The sequence below is a fragment of the Cupriavidus taiwanensis LMG 19424 genome (assembly GCF_000069785.1).
Classification (GTDB): Bacteria; Pseudomonadota; Gammaproteobacteria; order Burkholderiales; family Burkholderiaceae; genus Cupriavidus; species Cupriavidus taiwanensis.
In genome coordinates, this window is sequence record NC_010530.1 from 137,919 (window position 1) to 153,142 (window position 15,224).

Genomic DNA, 15,224 nt, shown 5'->3' on the forward strand with positions numbered 1-15,224 from the left:
ATGACCATGCCTGCGCCGCTTTGGCACGGTTTCCACGTGGATCGCCGCGCGGCGGGGCCTGCTGCCGCCCGGGCAGCGGTAATTCTTTCGCGCGGCTTGAAAAAACAACGCATCCGCACTGGCGCCGCGGGGGTGTCGCCAGCCTGCGGCAGCGGGATTGGGACGAGCGGGGGGGGGGTGGGGTGGGGTGGGGAAAGGGCCGGCGCGTCATTGAAGGGCGCGACAAGCCGGCCCGGGGCGGACCGCCTCAGCCCACCCGTTTCGCCGAGATCACCGCTTCGGCCACATTGGCCGGCGCCTCGGCGTAGTGCTTGAACTCCATGGTGAAGGTGGCACGCCCCTGCGTCAGCGAGCGCAGCGTGGTGGAGTAGCCGAACATGGTCGCCAGCGGCACTTCGGCGCGCACGATCTTGCCGCCGCCGCCCGCGATGTCTTCCATGCCGTGCACCATGCCGCGGCGCGACGACAGGTCGCCCATCACGTTGCCGGTGAACTCCTCGGGCGTTTCCACCTCGACCGCCATCATCGGCTCGAGCAGCGTGGGCCTGGCGCGGCGCATCCCCTCCTTGAAGGCCATCGAGCCGGCCATGCGGAATGCGTTTTCGTTCGAGTCGACGTCGTGGTAAGAGCCGAACACCAGCGTGGCCTTGATATCGACCACCGGGTAGCCGGCCAGCACGCCCGACTGCATGGTCTCGCGGATGCCCTTGTCTACCGCGGGGATGAACTCGCGCGGCACCACGCCGCCCTTGATCGCGTCGACGAACTCGTAGCCGCCGCCATGCGGCATCGGCTCGAGGTCGAGCACAACGTGGCCGTACTGGCCGCGTCCGCCCGACTGCTTGATGAACTTGCCCTCAACGTCGTGCGCCGGCTGGCGGATGGTCTCGCGGTACGCCACCTGCGGCTTGCCGACCGATGCCTCCACGCCGAATTCGCGCCGCATCCGGTCGACCAGGATTTCCAGGTGCAGCTCGCCCATGCCCGAGATGATGGTCTGCCCGGACTCCTCGTCCGTAGCCACGCGGAACGACGGGTCTTCCTGCGCCAGCCGGTTCAGCGCCACGCCCATCTTTTCCTGGTCGGCCTTGGTCTTGGGTTCCACCGCCTGCGAGATCACCGGCTCGGGAAAGCTCATGCGCTCCAGGATGATGACCTTGTTGGGGTCGCACAGCGTATCGCCGGTGGTGGCTTCCTTCAGGCCCACCGCCGCGGCGATGTCGCCGGCACGCACTTCCTTGATCTCCTGGCGCACATTGGCGTGCATCTGCAGGATGCGGCCCAGGCGCTCGCGCTTGCCCTTGAGCGGGTTGTAGACGCTGTCGCCGGAGTTGACCACGCCGGAATACACGCGGAAGAAGATCAGCTGGCCGACAAAGGGGTCGGTCATGATCTTGAAGGCCAGCGCGGCGAATGGCTCGTCGTCGCTGGGATGCCGCTCGGCCTCGCGGTCGTCCTCGGTGTGGCCCAGGATGGCGGGCACGTCCGCCGGCGACGGCAGGTAGTCGATCACGGCGTCCAGCATGCTTTGCACGCCCTTGTTCTTGAAGGCGCTGCCGCACAGCATCGGCACGATCTCGTTGGCGATGGTGCGCTTGCGCAGCCCCTGCTTGATCTGGTCCTCGGTCAGCGGCTCGCCCGCCAGGTACTGGTTGAGCAGGGTCTCGTCGGCCTCGGCGGCGGCCTCGATCATCTTGTCGCGCCATTCCTGCGCGGTCGCGAGCAGTTCGGCCGGAATCTCCTGGTACTCGAAGCGCACGCCCTGGCTGGCGTCGTCCCAGACGATGGCCTTCATCTTGACCAGGTCGACCACGCCCTGGAAGTGGTCCTCGGCGCCCAGCGGAATCTGGATCGGCACGGCGCGGCCGCGCAGGCGGTCGGCGATCTGCGCCTGCACGCGGAAAAAGTCGGCGCCAACGCGGTCCATCTTGTTGACGAACGCGATGCGCGGCACCGCGTACTTGTTGGCCTGGCGCCAGACGGTTTCGGATTGCGGCTGCACGCCGCCGACGGCGTCGTAGACCATGCAGGCGCCATCCAGCACGCGCATGGAACGCTCGACTTCGATGGTGAAGTCGACGTGTCCGGGCGTATCGATGATGTTGATGCGGTGCTCGGGGTAGTTGCCGGCCATGCCTTTCCAGAAGGCGGTGGTGGCGGCCGAGGTGATGGTGATGCCGCGCTCCTGCTCCTGCTCCATCCAGTCCATGGTGGCCGCGCCATCGTGCACTTCGCCCAGCTTGTGGTTGACGCCCGTGTAGAACAGGATCCGCTCGGTCGTCGTGGTCTTGCCGGCGTCGATATGCGCGCTGATGCCGATATTGCGGTAGCGCTCGATGGGGGTCTTGCGGGGCACAGTGTTCTCCATGGATGAAACACGCCCGAATAGAGTAGCACCACTGGCCGCTCTGCGTTGCCCCTGCTGCGGGCAGGGACAGGCACCAGCGGACGGCCCCGGCGGGGGTCCCTGGCGCGCCGCCGCGCGTCTGAGGCCGGCCTAGGATTTTCGCCGCAAGCGATGCGGATTCCTCCCATCCTGTGCGCGCTTGCCGCTCCCTATACTGGCGTGGCATCGCGTACCGGCGTGCGCCATTCCTGCTTCCCTTTTCCTGTCCCGGGATGCTGCCTGAGCCGATGCCTGCCTCGAACCTCGGACCCGCGCATGACAACCATCCTGATCGTTGACGACCATCCGGCGATGCGGCTGGTGCTTCGGCACCATCTGTCGCAACTGCTTGGCGTCGACGAGGTGATCGAGGCCGACAACGGGCAATGCGCCATCGAGACGGTACGCACGCGCATGCCGGACCTGGTGCTGCTGGACCTCGACATCCCGCGCTCGAGCGGGCTCGACGTGGCGCCGCGCCTGCGTGCGATCCACCCGCAGGTGCGCATCCTGGTCGTGACGGCGCTGGACCCGGCCGTGTTCGTCAGCCGCTCGTGGCAGGCCGGCGCGCAGGGCTTCGTCAGCAAGACCCAGGACATCAAGGAAATCCTGCGCGCGGTCGAGGCGGTGCTGGCCGGCTATACCGTGTTCCCGGTGCTGGGCCGCGGCGGCGCGCCGCGCCAGTCGATGTCGGCCGATGACGAGATGCTGCGGCGCCTGTCCGACAAGGAACTGGTGGTGCTGCAAATGCTGGCGCGCGGCATGTCGTACAAGGCCATCAGCGAAAGCCTCTTTATCAGCAACAAGACCGTCAGCAGCTACAAGGCCCGCATCATGAACAAGCTGCAGGTGTCGTCGCTGGTCGAACTGGTCGACTTCGCGCGCCGCTGCCGGCTCACGCCGTGAGGGGCCGCGCTGGCGTCTCCATCATTAGACATCGTATGACTTGGCTGCGCATGCACCCGGCATGCGCGCCCCGCTTCAGCCCTGCGGGCTGGCCGAGCCCGAGGCCTTGCGCAGCCGCTCGCGGCTGTTGGTCAGGTGCATGCGCATGGCGGCCTTGGCGGCGTCGGGGTCGCGGCGTTCGATCGCGTCGTAGATGTTCTCGTGCTCGATGCTGACCCGCTCCAGGTACTGCACGCGCTCCGGCGTGTTGACGTGCAGGCGGCTGCGCGGGATCACCATGGTGCCGAGGTGCCCCATCAGGTCAGTGAAATAGCGGTTGCCGGTGGCGCGGGCGATGGCCAGGTGGAAGGCGAAGTCGCTTTCCACGGCGTCGTTGCCGGCGTCGGCGCCGTGCTTGAGTTCATCGAGCGCCTGGCGCATCGCCGCCAGCTGCGCATCGGTGCGGCGCGCGGCGGCCAGGCCGGCGGCCTCGGCTTCCACGCTGACGCGGAATTCCAGCATCGCCATCACATCCATCGCCGTGCCCAGCGCATCCGGCCCGATCCGGAATGGCGACGGCGCCTCGGCGGGGCGTTCCAGCACGAACGTGCCGATGCCGTGGCGTGTCTCCACCAGGCCACTGGCCTGCAGCCGCGACAGCGCCTCGCGCACCACGGTGCGGCTGACGCCCATGGTGGCCATGATCTCGGATTCGGTGGGCAGCTTGTCGCCGGGCTTGAGCTGGCCCTGGCGAATGTCTTCGCCGAGGGCTTGTACGACTTCCTCGGCAAGCGTGCGGCCGCGGCGGCGCAACGGGGCAGGGCTGGAGGTTGGGCTGGAACTCGGCGCGAGAGGCTGGGCGTTCGGCATGGCGGCTAGGTACGGATACGGGCGGGGTTTCCCGGACTTGACCGGTCCGAGATGGCCTCATTATACTGGGTTATCAGTCATACGATGACAGATAACATACGCAACACCAAAGCCCCGGGTGGACGATCGTACGCCCCAAGCAATGCCGGAGACATTCCCGAGATGACCCCTTCCGCCGCTCCCATGGCGCCCGCCCACACCCCGGTCGTGACCGAACTGACCGTGGTGCCCGTTGCCGGGCACGACAGCATGCTGATGAACCTGTCCGGCGCCCATGGCCCGTACTTCACGCGCAATATCGTGATCTTGCGCGACAGCGCCGGCCATACCGGCGTCGGCGAAGTGCCGGGCGGCGAAGGCATCCGCCAGACGCTGGAAGACGCGCGCCCGCTGCTGGTGGGCCAGCCCATCGGCCAGTACCAGGCCATGCTGAACCGCGTGCGCGCGGAATTTGCCGGCCGCGATGCCGGTGGCCGCGGCCTGCAGACCTTCGACCTGCGCATCACCATCCACGCCGTCACGGCGCTGGAGGCGGCGCTGCTCGACCTGCTCGGCCAGCACCTCGAGGTGCCGGTGGCGGCGCTGCTGGGCGAAGGCCAGCAGCGCGACGCCGTGGAGATGCTGGGCTACCTGTTCTATATCGGCGACCGTCAGCGCACCACGCTCGACTACCGCACCGAGCCGGACGCGGACAACGCGTGGTTCCGCGTGCGCAATGAAGCGGCGATGACGCCGGAGGCCGTAGTGCGCCTGGCCGAAGCGGCGTACGAGCGCTATGGCTTCAATGACTTCAAGCTCAAGGGCGGCGTGCTGCGCGGCGACGAAGAGATGGAAGCGATCCTGGCGCTGGCCGAGCGCTTCCCCAGGGCGCGCATCACGCTGGATCCCAACGGGGCCTGGTCGCTGGCGGAAGCGGTGCGCCTGTGCCGCGACAAGCGCGGCGTGCTGGCCTATGCCGAAGACCCGTGCGGCGCCGAAGACGGTTACTCGGGCCGCGAAATCATGGCCGAATTCCGCACCGCCACCGGCCTGCCCACCGCCACCAACATGATTGCCACCGACTGGCGCCAGATGGGGCACGCGGTGCGGCTGCAGTCGGTCGACATCCCGCTGGCCGACCCGCATTTCTGGACCATGCAAGGCTCGGTGCGCGTCGCCCAGATGTGTGCCGAGTGGGGCCTGACCTGGGGCTCGCACTCGAACAATCACTTCGATATCTCGCTGGCGATGTTCACGCACGTGGCAGCCGCCGCGCCAGGGCGCGTCACCGCGATCGACACGCACTGGATCTGGCAGGACGGCGAACACCTGACCCGCAACCCGCTGAAGATCGAGGGTGGGCTGGTGCAGGTGCCCAGGACTCCGGGGCTGGGCGTCGAGCTCGACCCGGATGCGCTGGCGCGCGCGCACGAGCTGTACCAGCGCAAGGGCCTGGGCGCGCGCGACGATGCCGCGGCGATGCAGTTCCTGATCCCGGGCTGGCAGTTCAACAACAAGGCGCCGTGCATGGTGCGCTGACGCGCCGCCGCGACGATGCCGATGGCCGTTGCCTGAACCCAGCGCGGCGGGCCTCTCTCACCAAAACACAGCAGGAGACAACGATGCACACCTTCCAACGCCAGGCCGCCCCGCGCCTGCACCACTGGCTGCGCGCCTTCGCGCTCGGCTCGCTCGCCGCGGTCGCGGCGCTGACCTTCAGCACCCCTGCCGGCGCCGCGGCGCAGGACTGGCCGCAACGTCCGGTATCGGTGGTGGTGCCGTTCCCGCCGGGCGGCTCCAGCGACGCCATCGCGCGCATGCTGACCGTGCCGCTCAACGAGAAGCTGGGCCAGCCGTTCGTGATCGACAACCGCCCCGGCGCGACCGGCGCCATCGGCGCCACCTACGTGAAGCGCGCGCCGGCCGACGGCTACACCATGATGGTGGCGTCGATCGGCGTCTATGCGGTGAATCCGTTCCTGCAGAAGAACCTGGCCTATGACCCGGCCAAGGACTTCGACCTGCTGACCGTTGCGGTGCGCGCGCCCAATGTGCTGGTGGCCAACCCGCAGTTCCCGGCGAACACGCTGGCGGAACTCGTGGCCTACATGAAGAAGAATCCGGGCAAGGTCAGCTTTGCCTCGTCCGGCGCCGGTTCGTCCGATCACCTGACCGCGGCGCTGTTCTGGCAGAAGAGCGGCACCGACGGCCTGCATGTGCCGTACAAGGGCGGCGGTCCGGCCATCTCCGATCTGCTGGCCGGGCAGGTTGACGTGTCGTTCCAGAACGTCAACGCGGTGCTGCAGCATATCCGTGCCGGCAAGCTCAAGGCGATGGCGGTGACTTCCGACAAGCGATCGCCGGTGCTGCCCAATGTGCCCACCATGGCCGAGGCCGGCGTCAAGGATGTCGAGGTCTACTCGTGGCAGGGCGTGGCCGCGCCGCGCGGCCTGCCGCCGGAGATCAAGAGCCGCCTGCACGGTGCGCTGGTGTCGTCGCTGAACGATCCGAAGATGCGCCAGAAGCTGTCCGAGAGCGGCTTCGAGGTGGTGGCCAACACTCCCGAGCAGTTCAACCAGTTCGAGGCGCAGGAGCTGCAGCGCTGGAAGACCGTGATCGAGAAGGGCAAGATCGCGCTGGACTGATCGCCGCCGCATAAGACCCCATACCAAAGCAAAGCACCGACCGCGCCGGCCCAGCACTGCATCGTGCCGCGCCGGCGCGCGCCTTCGACAGGAGACCCCAGCATGACCCACGGACGCCGCAACTTCCTCAAGCAATCCTCCGCACTGGCCGCCGGCCTTGCCGCGGGGCCGCTCGCCGGCCTGTCTTCGGCCGCGCAGGCCGCGGACTGGCCCAACCGCCCGATCCGCCTGGTGGTGCCGTACACCGCCGGCGGTTCGTCGGACATCATCGCGCGCCTGGTCAGCAAGCAGCTGGGCGAGGCATTGGGCCAGTCCGTGGTGGTGGACAACCGCCCCGGCGCCAACGGCAACGTCGGCGCGGCACTGGTCGCGCAGGCGACCGACAACCACACGCTGCTGCTGTGCGATATCGGCGCGCTGGCTATCAGCCCGTCGGTCTACACCAAGCTGACGTTCAATATCGCCAGGGACCTGAAGCCGGTGTCGATGCTGGCGTATTCGCCGCACCTGCTGGTGGTGCATCCGTCGGTCCAGGTGACCAGCGTGAAGGAACTGGTGGCGCTGTCACAGCGCAGCCAGCTCAATTTCGCCGTGACCGCCATCGGCAGCGCGCCGCACCTGGCCGGCGTCGCGGTGGAGCAGGCCACCGGCGCCAAATGGCAATACGTGCCGTACAAGGGCGGCTCGCAGGCCATTGCCGACACCGTCGGCGGCAGCGCCCAGGTGCTGATGAACGGCATGCTCGCCACGCTGCCGCATGTGCAGTCGGGCAAGCTCAAGCTGATCGCGCAATCCAAGCGCACGCGCATGCCGCTGTTGCAGAACGTGCCGACCATCGCCGAGCAGGGCGTGCCGAACTTCGAATCGGGCACCTGGCAGGGCGTGATGGCCCCGGCCAGCATGCCCGACGCGATGGTGGCACGCATCAGCGCCGAACTGATCCGCATCATCCGCGCGCCGGACCTGCGCGCCCAGCTGGTGGCGCAGGGCGCCGAAGTGGTGACGATGACGCCGGGGGAAACCGGCAAGTTCTTCGTCGCCGAGCAAACGCGCTGGGCCGGGGTGGTGAAGCAGGCGGGGATCAAGCTGGAGGCTTGATGGGGTTTGCCGAAGGTAGAACGGCTCGCACGGGGAATGCGGGCCGTTTTTTTGTTTCTCGGCCAGAATTGGCGTGGGTTTGCTCCCCTCTCGCGGCAGCGCGTGCAAAAACGAAAAGCCCCGCACCAGGCGGGGCCCATCTGAGCAGCCCTCGTTATTTCCGCAGCGCCGCCGGCAGCAAAGCTTGCGGCAGGTTCTGGTAGCAGACCGGCCGCAGGAACCGGTCGATCGCCGTAGCGCCCACCGAAGTCGAACGCACATCCGAAGTGGCCGGGAACGGCCCGCCATGCACCATCGCGTACGCCACCTCGACACCGGTGGGATAGCCGTTGCACAGCACGCGCCCGGCCTTGCGTTCCAGTACCGGCAGCAGGCGCTGCGCGGCGGCGTGGTCGGCGTCGTCGAGCTGCATCGTTGCGGTCAGCTGGCCTTCCAGCTGCCGCGCCACTGTCAGCATCTCCTCCATATCGCGGCACACCACCAGCACCGTCGACGGGCCGAAGACCTCGGCCTGCATGCGGTGGTCGGCCAGGAACTGCGCGGCGCTGGTTTCGAAGATCTCCGGCCGTGCCTGGTTTGCGCCGACGGGATCCGCGCCGTGGCCGATGCGCCGCAGTCCGGCAAGCGACGACAGCTGCGCCACGCCCTGCTCGTACGCGGCATGGATGCCGGGTGTCAGCATCGTTGCGGCCGGCTTGCCTTGCAGCGCGCCGAGCGCCGCCGCGCGGAACTTGTCCAGGGCAGGGCCTTCGATGCCGATCACCAGTCCGGGATTGGTGCAGAACTGGCCGACGCCGAGCACCAGCGAATCGACCAGCTGGCGGCCGATCTCCGCGCCGCGCGCGTCGAGCGCGGCGGGCAGCAGGAACACCGGGTTGATGCTACTCATCTCGGCGTACACCGGGATCGGTTGCGGGCGCGCGTTGGCGGCGCGCATCAGCGCCATGCCGCCGGCGCGCGAGCCGGTAAAGCCTACCGCCTGGATCGCCGGATGCGACACCAGCGCCGTGCCGATGGCATTGCCCGCGCCCACCAGCAGCGAGAACACGCCCTCGGGCAGGCCGGCGTCCCGCACCGCTTGCTGGATCGCGCGCCCGACCAGTTCGGAGGTGCCCAGGTGCGCCGGGTGCGCCTTGACCACCACCGGGCAGCCCGCGGCCAGCGCCGCGGCGGTGTCGCCGCCGGCCACGGAGAAGGCCAGCGGGAAGTTGCTGGCGCCGAACACGGCAACCGGGCCGATGGCGATCCGCTGCATGCGCAAGTCCGGACGCGGCGGGTTGCGCTCGGGCAGCGCGGGCTCGAAGGTGGCTTGCTGCCAGCGGCCCTCGCGCAGCACGGTGGCGAACAGGCGCAGCTGGCCGGCGGTGCGGCCGCGCTCGCCCTGCAGGCGCGCGATGGGCAGCGCGCTTTCGAGGTGGGCACGCTCGATCAGCGTGTCGCCCAGTGCCTCGATGCCCGCGGCGATGGCCTCGAGGAAGGCCGCGCGCTGTTCGGGCGTGGTGTTGCGGTAAGTGTCGAAGGCGGCTTCGGCCAGCGCGCAGGCGCGCTCGACCTCGGCTTCGCCGCCGCCGTGGAAGTCAGGGCCGATGGCTTGGCCGGTGGCGGGATTGATCGCCTGCAGCGTCGCTTCGGTGCCGCGCACGGCTTGCGCGCCGATCAGCATGTCGCCGGTGATTTGCATGGAAGGAATCCTTGTCAGCGTTTGGAACGGGGAAACCGGCCGGAGGGCATGCGCCCCGCGGCCGGCTCTTCGGAATGCCATGCGGGCACGGCTGGGCGGCCGCCCGCGTGCCGGGTTATTGCGGGCCGAGCTTGTTGATCAGCGCGCCCAGCATCTCCATTTCCTCGCCGGTCAGGTCCGTCAGGGGCGCGCGCACGGGACCGCCGTCGCGGCCCACCAGGCGTGCACCCGCCTTGACGATGCTGACCGCATAGCCGGCCTTGCGGTTGCGGATGGCGAGGTAGGGCAGGAAGAAGTCGTCGATCAGGCGGCCCACGGTGTCGTGGTCATCCGCGGCGATGGCGCGGTAGAAGTCCATCGCCGTCTTCGGGATGAAGTTGAATACCGCCGACGAATACACCGGCACGCCCAGCGCCTTGTAGGCCGCGGCATAGACCTCGGCGGTGGGCAGGCCGCCCAGGTAGGAGAAGCGGTCGCCCAGCTTGCGGCGGATGCTGACCATGGCCTCGATGTCGCCCACGCCATCCTTGAAGCCGATCAGGTTGGGGCAGCGCCCCGCCAGGCGGGCCAGCTGGTCGGCGTTGAGCTTCGAGTTGGCGCGGTTGTAGACGATCACCCCGATATCGACCGCCTTGCAGACTTCTTCCACGTGGGCGGCAATGCCGTCCTGGCTGGCTTCGGTCAGGTAGTGCGGCAGCAGCAGCACGCCGGCGGCGCCCAGGCGCTGGGCTTCCTGCGCATAGGCGATGGCGGTGCGGGTGGGTCCGCCGGCACCGGCCAGGATCGGCACCTTGCCGGCGCAGGTACGCACGGCAGTGTCGACCACGGCCGAGTAATCCTGCGGCGTCAGCGAGAAGAACTCGCCCGTGCCGCCGGCCGCGAACAGCGCGGTGGCGCCGTAGGGGGCCAGCCACTCGAGGCGGGCGGCGTAGGACTTCGGCGCGAAGTCGCCCTGGGCGTCGAAGTCGGTGATGGGGAAGGACAGCAGGCCTTCGGAGACGATTTGCTTGAGTTCGTTGGGTGCGAGCATTGCGGCGATCCAGGGCGGGCCGATGGCCCGGGGTGGCAAAAACGGCTGACCACAGCGTGACGAGTCAGTCGAGTTATCAGTCATCGTACGACAATGGGATGATGAAGGCAATAGACCAGCGACGTACCTCGGGTTAACCGGGAGCGGTACAAGGGCCTCCATGGGCGGTAACCCCGTTCGGCCAAGGCATCAAAACCTACCCTCATTGCCGCGCAGGCGGGAATCCAGCGTCTTCAAAGTCACTGGGTTCCCGCCTGCGCGGGAACGACAGGCGTGGAGTAGTCAATGTTGTCTGACAACGTAAGTCACTGGCCGCATGACCCACTCAGTCAATTTGAATCGACCATGCAAAGCTTCCGCGCCACGGCGAACCGGCGGCTGGCACACTGGCGTCCTGAACCAATGGGGGAGAGCGCGGTGGGAGAGTTACAGGCCTTGCTGGAAAACCACGGGCTGATGCTGGTGTTCCTGAACGTACTGGTCGAGCAGGCCGGCCTGCCGGTGCCGGCCTATCCGATGCTGTTCGTCGCCGGCGCCCTGGGGGTGCAGGAAACCGGGCCGTCGATCGGCGCGGTGCTGGCCGCGGTCATCGCGGCCTGCGTGATTGCCGACACCGGCTGGTACTTTGCCGGGCGCCGGCTGGGGCAGCCGATGCTGCGCACCATCTGCAAGGTATCGATCTCGCCCGATTCCTGCATCCGCCAGACCCAGTCGCTGTACCTGCGCGTGGGGCCGCGCTCGCTGGTGGTCGCCAAGCTGCTGCCCGGTGCCGGCGCGCTGTCGACCGCAATGGCCGGCATGACGGGCACGCCGCTGCCGGTATTCCTCTTCTACGACGCGATCGGCGCGCTGGTGTGGGCCGGCAGCGGCCTGCTGATCGGCGTGGTGTTCAGCGACTTTATCGATGCCATCCTGGAGGGCTTCAGCACCTATGGCCATATGGCCGTGGTGGCGGTGGTGGGGGCGTTCCTGCTGTTCCTGGCGTGGCGCTCGTGGCGCCGTTTCCGGCTGCTGCGCATCACCCGGCGCGTGCCCCGCATGAGCGTCGATGAACTGGAGTCGCGCCGGCTGGCCGGCACGCTGCCGGTGGTGATCGACGTGCGCGCGCATGGCGACCTGCCGATGGAGCGCATCCCCGGCTCGATGGTGCTCGACATGCAGGGCGCGCTCGACAGCCTCGACGCGCTGGGCGTGGCGCCGGCCGAGGCCGACATCGTGGTCTATTGCGCGTGTCCGAACGAGATGTCAGCGGCGCTGCTGGCCGAACGCCTGCGTTTGGCCGGCTATGCCAGGACCTGGGCGCTGGCCGGCGGCTTCGACGAATGGAAGCGGCGGCACGGCGCCACCGTGCCGCCCGCCGTCACCCATCCCGGACCGGGCCAGGCGACGGCACGCTGAGCCCCAAGCCTCAGCGCTTGCCGGCGGTCTGGAACACCGACAGGTCCGGGTAGGCGGCGCGGATCTTTTCCCACTCGGCGGCATGGAAGAACTGGCACTTGCCGGCGCCAAAGCGCTTGGACACTTCCACGCAGAAGCGTACCGCTTCGGCGATGTCGACCTCGTGGTTGGCCGAGGTCGCGCTGCCCGACACCACCGACTGCGCCGTCACCGCGACGCCCACCACCGGGGCCCGCGTGGCCACGTGCGGCTGCATGATGCTGTTGAAGTGATAGAGGCCGTTGTGGTACGGCGTGATGTCCTGCAGCGAGATCGGGAAGGTCACCGCCGGGCAGCCGGTGGTCGATTCCATGGTCGCCACCAGGTCCGGCGCGACGCGCAGGATATAGCCCTGCATCGCCGTCGGCGAGATCGCAAAGCCGCGATGCTTGACGATGCTGTTGCCCTTGGACGCATCGATCGACAGGATCGCGTCCATTTCCGGCAGCACCTGGTAGTCGTTCATGGTGTCGGAAGACACCGGCATGCCCATGAACGGCACCGGATCGTGCGGCACCATCGAGACATTGGTCGACAGGTGGGTGGTCACGATCACGTCGCCCGGCACGTGGTCGCCGCGCGCCTTCATCTGCGCCAGCTTGAGCGCCACCGCCAGGCAGCCGATCGGACCATCGGCATCGGACACCAGCCCGACCAGTTCCGGACGCGCGCCGATGGCGCCATTGCGGCCGATCACGCCCAGCGTCGGCGCCTTGCCGCCGCCACGCTTGCCGGCGCTGCCCGGGATCACGATGGTGATGAAGTCGGTGGTATTGGCCGCGTCTTCGGGCGGCGCGTTGCGGACCGTGGTGACTTGCACCGACACGCCGGCGTCGGAGTACGGCGCGAACAGTTCGCTGACGACCGCGCCGTTGGCGTGCGGGCTGTCCAGGGCTTCGTGAATGACCAGCGTCTGCTGCAGGGCCATGGCTTTCTCCAAAGTTTGCCCCGGCCGCGCGGCGCGGGCGGGGCGTTCTACAAATCGGTCAGAACTGGTGGCGCAGGCCGACCATCACCGTGGTCTGCGTGTCGCGCCCGTCCAGCGGCGTGCCGCTGCCGCCGGTCCAGCTGGTGGTGTTGTTGCCGAACAGGCCCGACCAGTCGCCGTGGACGCGGTCGTAGGCCAGCGCCAGGTAGGCGTCGGTGCGCTTGCTGAAGGCGTAGTCGGCCACCGCATAGGCGGTGGTGCGGTTGCCGCTGAAGCTGTCGGCGCGGGTGCGGTTGTGCATCACGCTGCCAATCAGGGTGACATTGCCGGTCACCGCGTAGCTGGCACCCAGCGTGAAGAAGTCATCGTGCCGGCTGCTGCCGAACACCGAGCTGATCGCCGCACGGTTGGTCGGCGTGGCCGCGGTCGACATGCTGGTGATGGTGGCCGTGTCGGTGCCGCCCTTCGACGCGTCGAAGCCAGCGTCGCGGTCGCTGTGGATGTAGTTGGCAAACAGGCTGGCGCGGCCCACCGAGGCCTTCAGGCCCGCCAGATAGATGTTGGCGTTGCGGCTCTGGCTGTCGCGGGTCTGCTGGAAGTCGCCGACCGCGGTGATCGGCCCGGCCGCGTACCTGGCGCCGAACGACATCGACGACATCGCGCGGGTGTTGCCCGCGGTCTCGCCGAGCGCGTATTCGGCGATCAGCGACACCGGGCCGAAATTGCCGGTATAGCTGACGGCGTTGTCGTAGCGCTGGCCGGTCAGGTAGACCATCCATGCATTGGACGGCGCCGCGCCCACGCCGAGCGGATCGACGTAGTACAGCATGGTGTTGGCGGTGGTGTACTGCCGGCCCAGCGCCAGCTCGCCCCACTGATTGCCGATCTTCACGTACGCCTGGCGGCCGAACAGCTGGCCTTGCTGGTCGAGCCGGCCGGTGTCGGCCAGCAGCCCGTTCTCCAGCACGAAGCCGGCCTTCACGCCGCCGCCCAGGTCCTCGACCCCCTTCAGGCCGAAGCGGCTGCCAGACAGGAAGCCTTCGCCGCCCTGCTGCAGGCCGATCTGGGCGTCGCCGGCGGGGTTTGAGTTGGTCTGGTATGTCAGCGCGGTATCGATGACGCCGTACAGCGTGACGCCGGATTGCGCCATGGTGGTGGCGGGCAGGGCCAGCAGCGCTGGAAGTGCCAGGCGCATGGCACGGCGAAGGGTTGGGCTCATTTTGTTTTCTCCTCCAGAAGGCAAAAGGCGGCCGCGCGGGCGGCGCAACGCGGCCCGCGGGGCTGGTGTTGTTTGTATTGGTTGTGGCCGGGTGGGCCTTGAAATGGCTAGTGGCTAGTCACGCATGCATTCCGCTGGTTCGCTCCCCTCTCCCGCTTGCGGGAGAGGGGTTGGGGGAGAGGGCAGGCGCATGCAGTTGCGGTGACGCTTCACTTCGTGGCAACGCTGCCCTCTCCCCCGCCCCTCTCCCAGAGGGAGAGGGGAGACAACCGTTTGTGCTTCGGCGTTTAACGCGTTGCTCAAACGGCAAAGCCCGGCCAGTCCTGCATGCCCGCCGGCCCGGTGATCTGCGACAGTGCGAACGCCTCGCCCTCGCGAATCGTCTCGACCTGCCCTTCCGCCGGGAACCACAGCGCATGGCGCTCGCCCAGCACGGTTCCGGTGGTGCCATCGGAATACAACGCCGAGCCTTCCGGCAGCGCGAACACCTGTTCCGGCGCGTTGATGTGCAGGAACTCCGCCAGCCGCTCTTCGCGGCTTTCGCCGTTGTGCCCCGCGGGCTTGCCGCTGATGAAGTGCGGATTGATCTGGAACGGCACCAGGCCCAGCGCGCGCAGCGACGGCGGCTGCACGATCGGCATGTCGTTGGTGGTGCGGATGGTCGGGCAGGCGACGTTGCTGCCGGCGCTCCAGCCCACGTACGGCGTGCCCGCACGCACCTTCGTGCGGATCGCGTCGACGATACCGGCGTCGTACAGGCGCTTGAGCAGCGCGAAGGTGTTGCCGCCGCCGACCGCGATGGCGTCGGCCTGCTGCACGGCGCGCAGCGGATCGGCGCTGTGATGGATCGATTGCAGCGCGTAGCCCAGCTTCTCGAACACAGGCCTGACCATGCCCTCGTAGGTGTCGAAGCTGAAGGTCACGCCGGCGAACGGCACGAACAGCACCTTGCGCGGCTCGTGCCTGAGCAGCGTGTGGATCTGCTCGCCGGCGTGCTCGAGGTAGCCGAGGTTGTCCTTGCGCGAGCTGCTCATCAGAAGGATGCGTTGGGTCATGTCTTGCTTTC

Annotated in this window: 12 protein-coding genes; 5 read left to right on the forward strand and 7 right to left on the reverse strand. The window is 68.2% G+C overall.

The annotated features are described in order from the left end of the window. Positions 1–247: 247 nt before the first annotated feature. On the reverse strand, positions 248–2,356 hold the full coding sequence (gene fusA, locus RALTA_RS16395) for an elongation factor G (RefSeq protein ID WP_041232412.1): 2,109 nt from the start codon (positions 2,354–2,356) through the stop codon (positions 248–250). 306 nt (positions 2,357–2,662) lie between these two features. Here fusA and RALTA_RS16400 point away from each other — a divergent pair, with 306 nt between their 5' ends. Further along, a complete protein-coding gene (locus tag RALTA_RS16400) occupies positions 2,663–3,292 on the forward strand; it encodes a response regulator transcription factor (RefSeq protein ID WP_012354990.1) in 630 nt (209 codons plus the stop codon). A 75-nt stretch (positions 3,293–3,367) separates the two neighbouring features. On the opposite strand, the gene RALTA_RS16405 is transcribed toward RALTA_RS16400, so the two are convergent. Continuing rightward, entirely contained in the window at positions 3,368–4,141 is a 774-nt protein-coding gene (locus RALTA_RS16405; RefSeq protein WP_012354991.1) for a FadR/GntR family transcriptional regulator, read from the reverse strand. Between the two features lie 162 nt (positions 4,142–4,303). On the opposite strand from RALTA_RS16405, the gene gudD reads away from it, so the two are divergent. From gudD to RALTA_RS16420, 3 genes are all read left to right on the forward strand, one after another. After that, the gene (gene gudD / locus RALTA_RS16410; protein WP_041232413.1) at positions 4,304–5,659 is read left to right on the forward strand and encodes a glucarate dehydratase; all 1,356 of its coding nucleotides are present in this window, start codon (positions 4,304–4,306) and stop codon (positions 5,657–5,659) included. A gap of 83 nt (positions 5,660–5,742) precedes the next feature. Next, complete coding sequence (locus RALTA_RS16415; RefSeq protein WP_012354993.1) at positions 5,743–6,765, forward strand: Bug family tripartite tricarboxylate transporter substrate binding protein; 1,023 nt, start codon at positions 5,743–5,745, stop codon at positions 6,763–6,765. 102 nt (positions 6,766–6,867) lie between these two features. Further along, positions 6,868–7,863 (forward strand): Bug family tripartite tricarboxylate transporter substrate binding protein, encoded by a 996-nt coding sequence (locus tag RALTA_RS16420; RefSeq protein WP_012354994.1) that lies wholly within the window; start codon positions 6,868–6,870, stop codon positions 7,861–7,863. A gap of 154 nt (positions 7,864–8,017) precedes the next feature. Here RALTA_RS16420 and RALTA_RS16425 read toward each other — a convergent pair whose 3' ends face one another. After that, on the reverse strand, positions 8,018–9,544 hold the full coding sequence (locus tag RALTA_RS16425; RefSeq protein WP_041232414.1) for an aldehyde dehydrogenase (NADP(+)): 1,527 nt from the start codon (positions 9,542–9,544) through the stop codon (positions 8,018–8,020). Positions 9,545–9,659: 115 nt separating this feature from the next. After that, positions 9,660–10,574, reverse strand: a complete 915-nt coding sequence (gene kdgD, locus RALTA_RS16430) for a 5-dehydro-4-deoxyglucarate dehydratase (RefSeq protein WP_012354996.1) — start codon at positions 10,572–10,574, stop codon at positions 9,660–9,662. A 417-nt stretch (positions 10,575–10,991) separates the two neighbouring features. Between kdgD and RALTA_RS16435 the strand changes: the two genes are divergently transcribed. Next, positions 10,992–11,972, forward strand: a complete 981-nt coding sequence (locus RALTA_RS16435; RefSeq protein WP_012354997.1) for a DedA family protein/thiosulfate sulfurtransferase GlpE — start codon at positions 10,992–10,994, stop codon at positions 11,970–11,972. A gap of 10 nt (positions 11,973–11,982) precedes the next feature. Here the strand turns inward: RALTA_RS16435 and RALTA_RS16440 are convergent, their stop codons facing one another. The 3 genes from RALTA_RS16440 to pepE all read right to left on the reverse strand — a co-directional run bounded on the left by RALTA_RS16440 (position 11,983) and on the right by pepE (position 15,213). After that, complete coding sequence (locus RALTA_RS16440) at positions 11,983–12,939, reverse strand: DUF1177 domain-containing protein (RefSeq protein WP_041232415.1); 957 nt, start codon at positions 12,937–12,939, stop codon at positions 11,983–11,985. Between the two features lie 58 nt (positions 12,940–12,997). Next, on the reverse strand, positions 12,998–14,158 hold the full coding sequence (locus RALTA_RS16445; protein ID WP_041232416.1) for a porin: 1,161 nt from the start codon (positions 14,156–14,158) through the stop codon (positions 12,998–13,000). Between the two features lie 299 nt (positions 14,159–14,457). Beyond that, positions 14,458–15,213: a dipeptidase PepE gene (gene pepE / locus RALTA_RS16450; RefSeq protein WP_012355000.1), complete on the reverse strand. Its 756-nt coding sequence runs from the start codon at positions 15,211–15,213 to the stop codon at positions 14,458–14,460. Between the last annotated feature and the right edge of the window lie 11 nt (positions 15,214–15,224).

Bases quoted from the DNA above. Each gene is read 5' to 3' on its own strand.
- RALTA_RS16400 (WP_012354990.1), top strand. From the start codon at position 2,663: ATGACAACCATCCTGATCGTTGACGACCATCCGGCGATGCGGCTGGTG.
- RALTA_RS16440 (WP_041232415.1), bottom strand. From the start codon at position 12,939: ATGGCCCTGCAGCAGACGCTGGTCATTCACGAAGCCCTGGACAGCCCG.
- pepE (WP_012355000.1), bottom strand. From the start codon at position 15,213: ATGACCCAACGCATCCTTCTGATGAGCAGCTCGCGCAAGGACAACCTC.
- RALTA_RS16405 (WP_012354991.1), bottom strand. From the start codon at position 4,141: ATGCCGAACGCCCAGCCTCTCGCGCCGAGTTCCAGCCCAACCTCCAGC.
- RALTA_RS16425 (WP_041232414.1), bottom strand. From the start codon at position 9,544: ATGCAAATCACCGGCGACATGCTGATCGGCGCGCAAGCCGTGCGCGGC.
- RALTA_RS16445 (WP_041232416.1), bottom strand. From the start codon at position 14,158: ATGAGCCCAACCCTTCGCCGTGCCATGCGCCTGGCACTTCCAGCGCTG.
- kdgD (WP_012354996.1), bottom strand. From the start codon at position 10,574: ATGCTCGCACCCAACGAACTCAAGCAAATCGTCTCCGAAGGCCTGCTG.
- RALTA_RS16415 (WP_012354993.1), top strand. From the start codon at position 5,743: ATGCACACCTTCCAACGCCAGGCCGCCCCGCGCCTGCACCACTGGCTG.
- RALTA_RS16420 (WP_012354994.1), top strand. From the start codon at position 6,868: ATGACCCACGGACGCCGCAACTTCCTCAAGCAATCCTCCGCACTGGCC.
- gudD (WP_041232413.1), top strand. From the start codon at position 4,304: ATGACCCCTTCCGCCGCTCCCATGGCGCCCGCCCACACCCCGGTCGTG.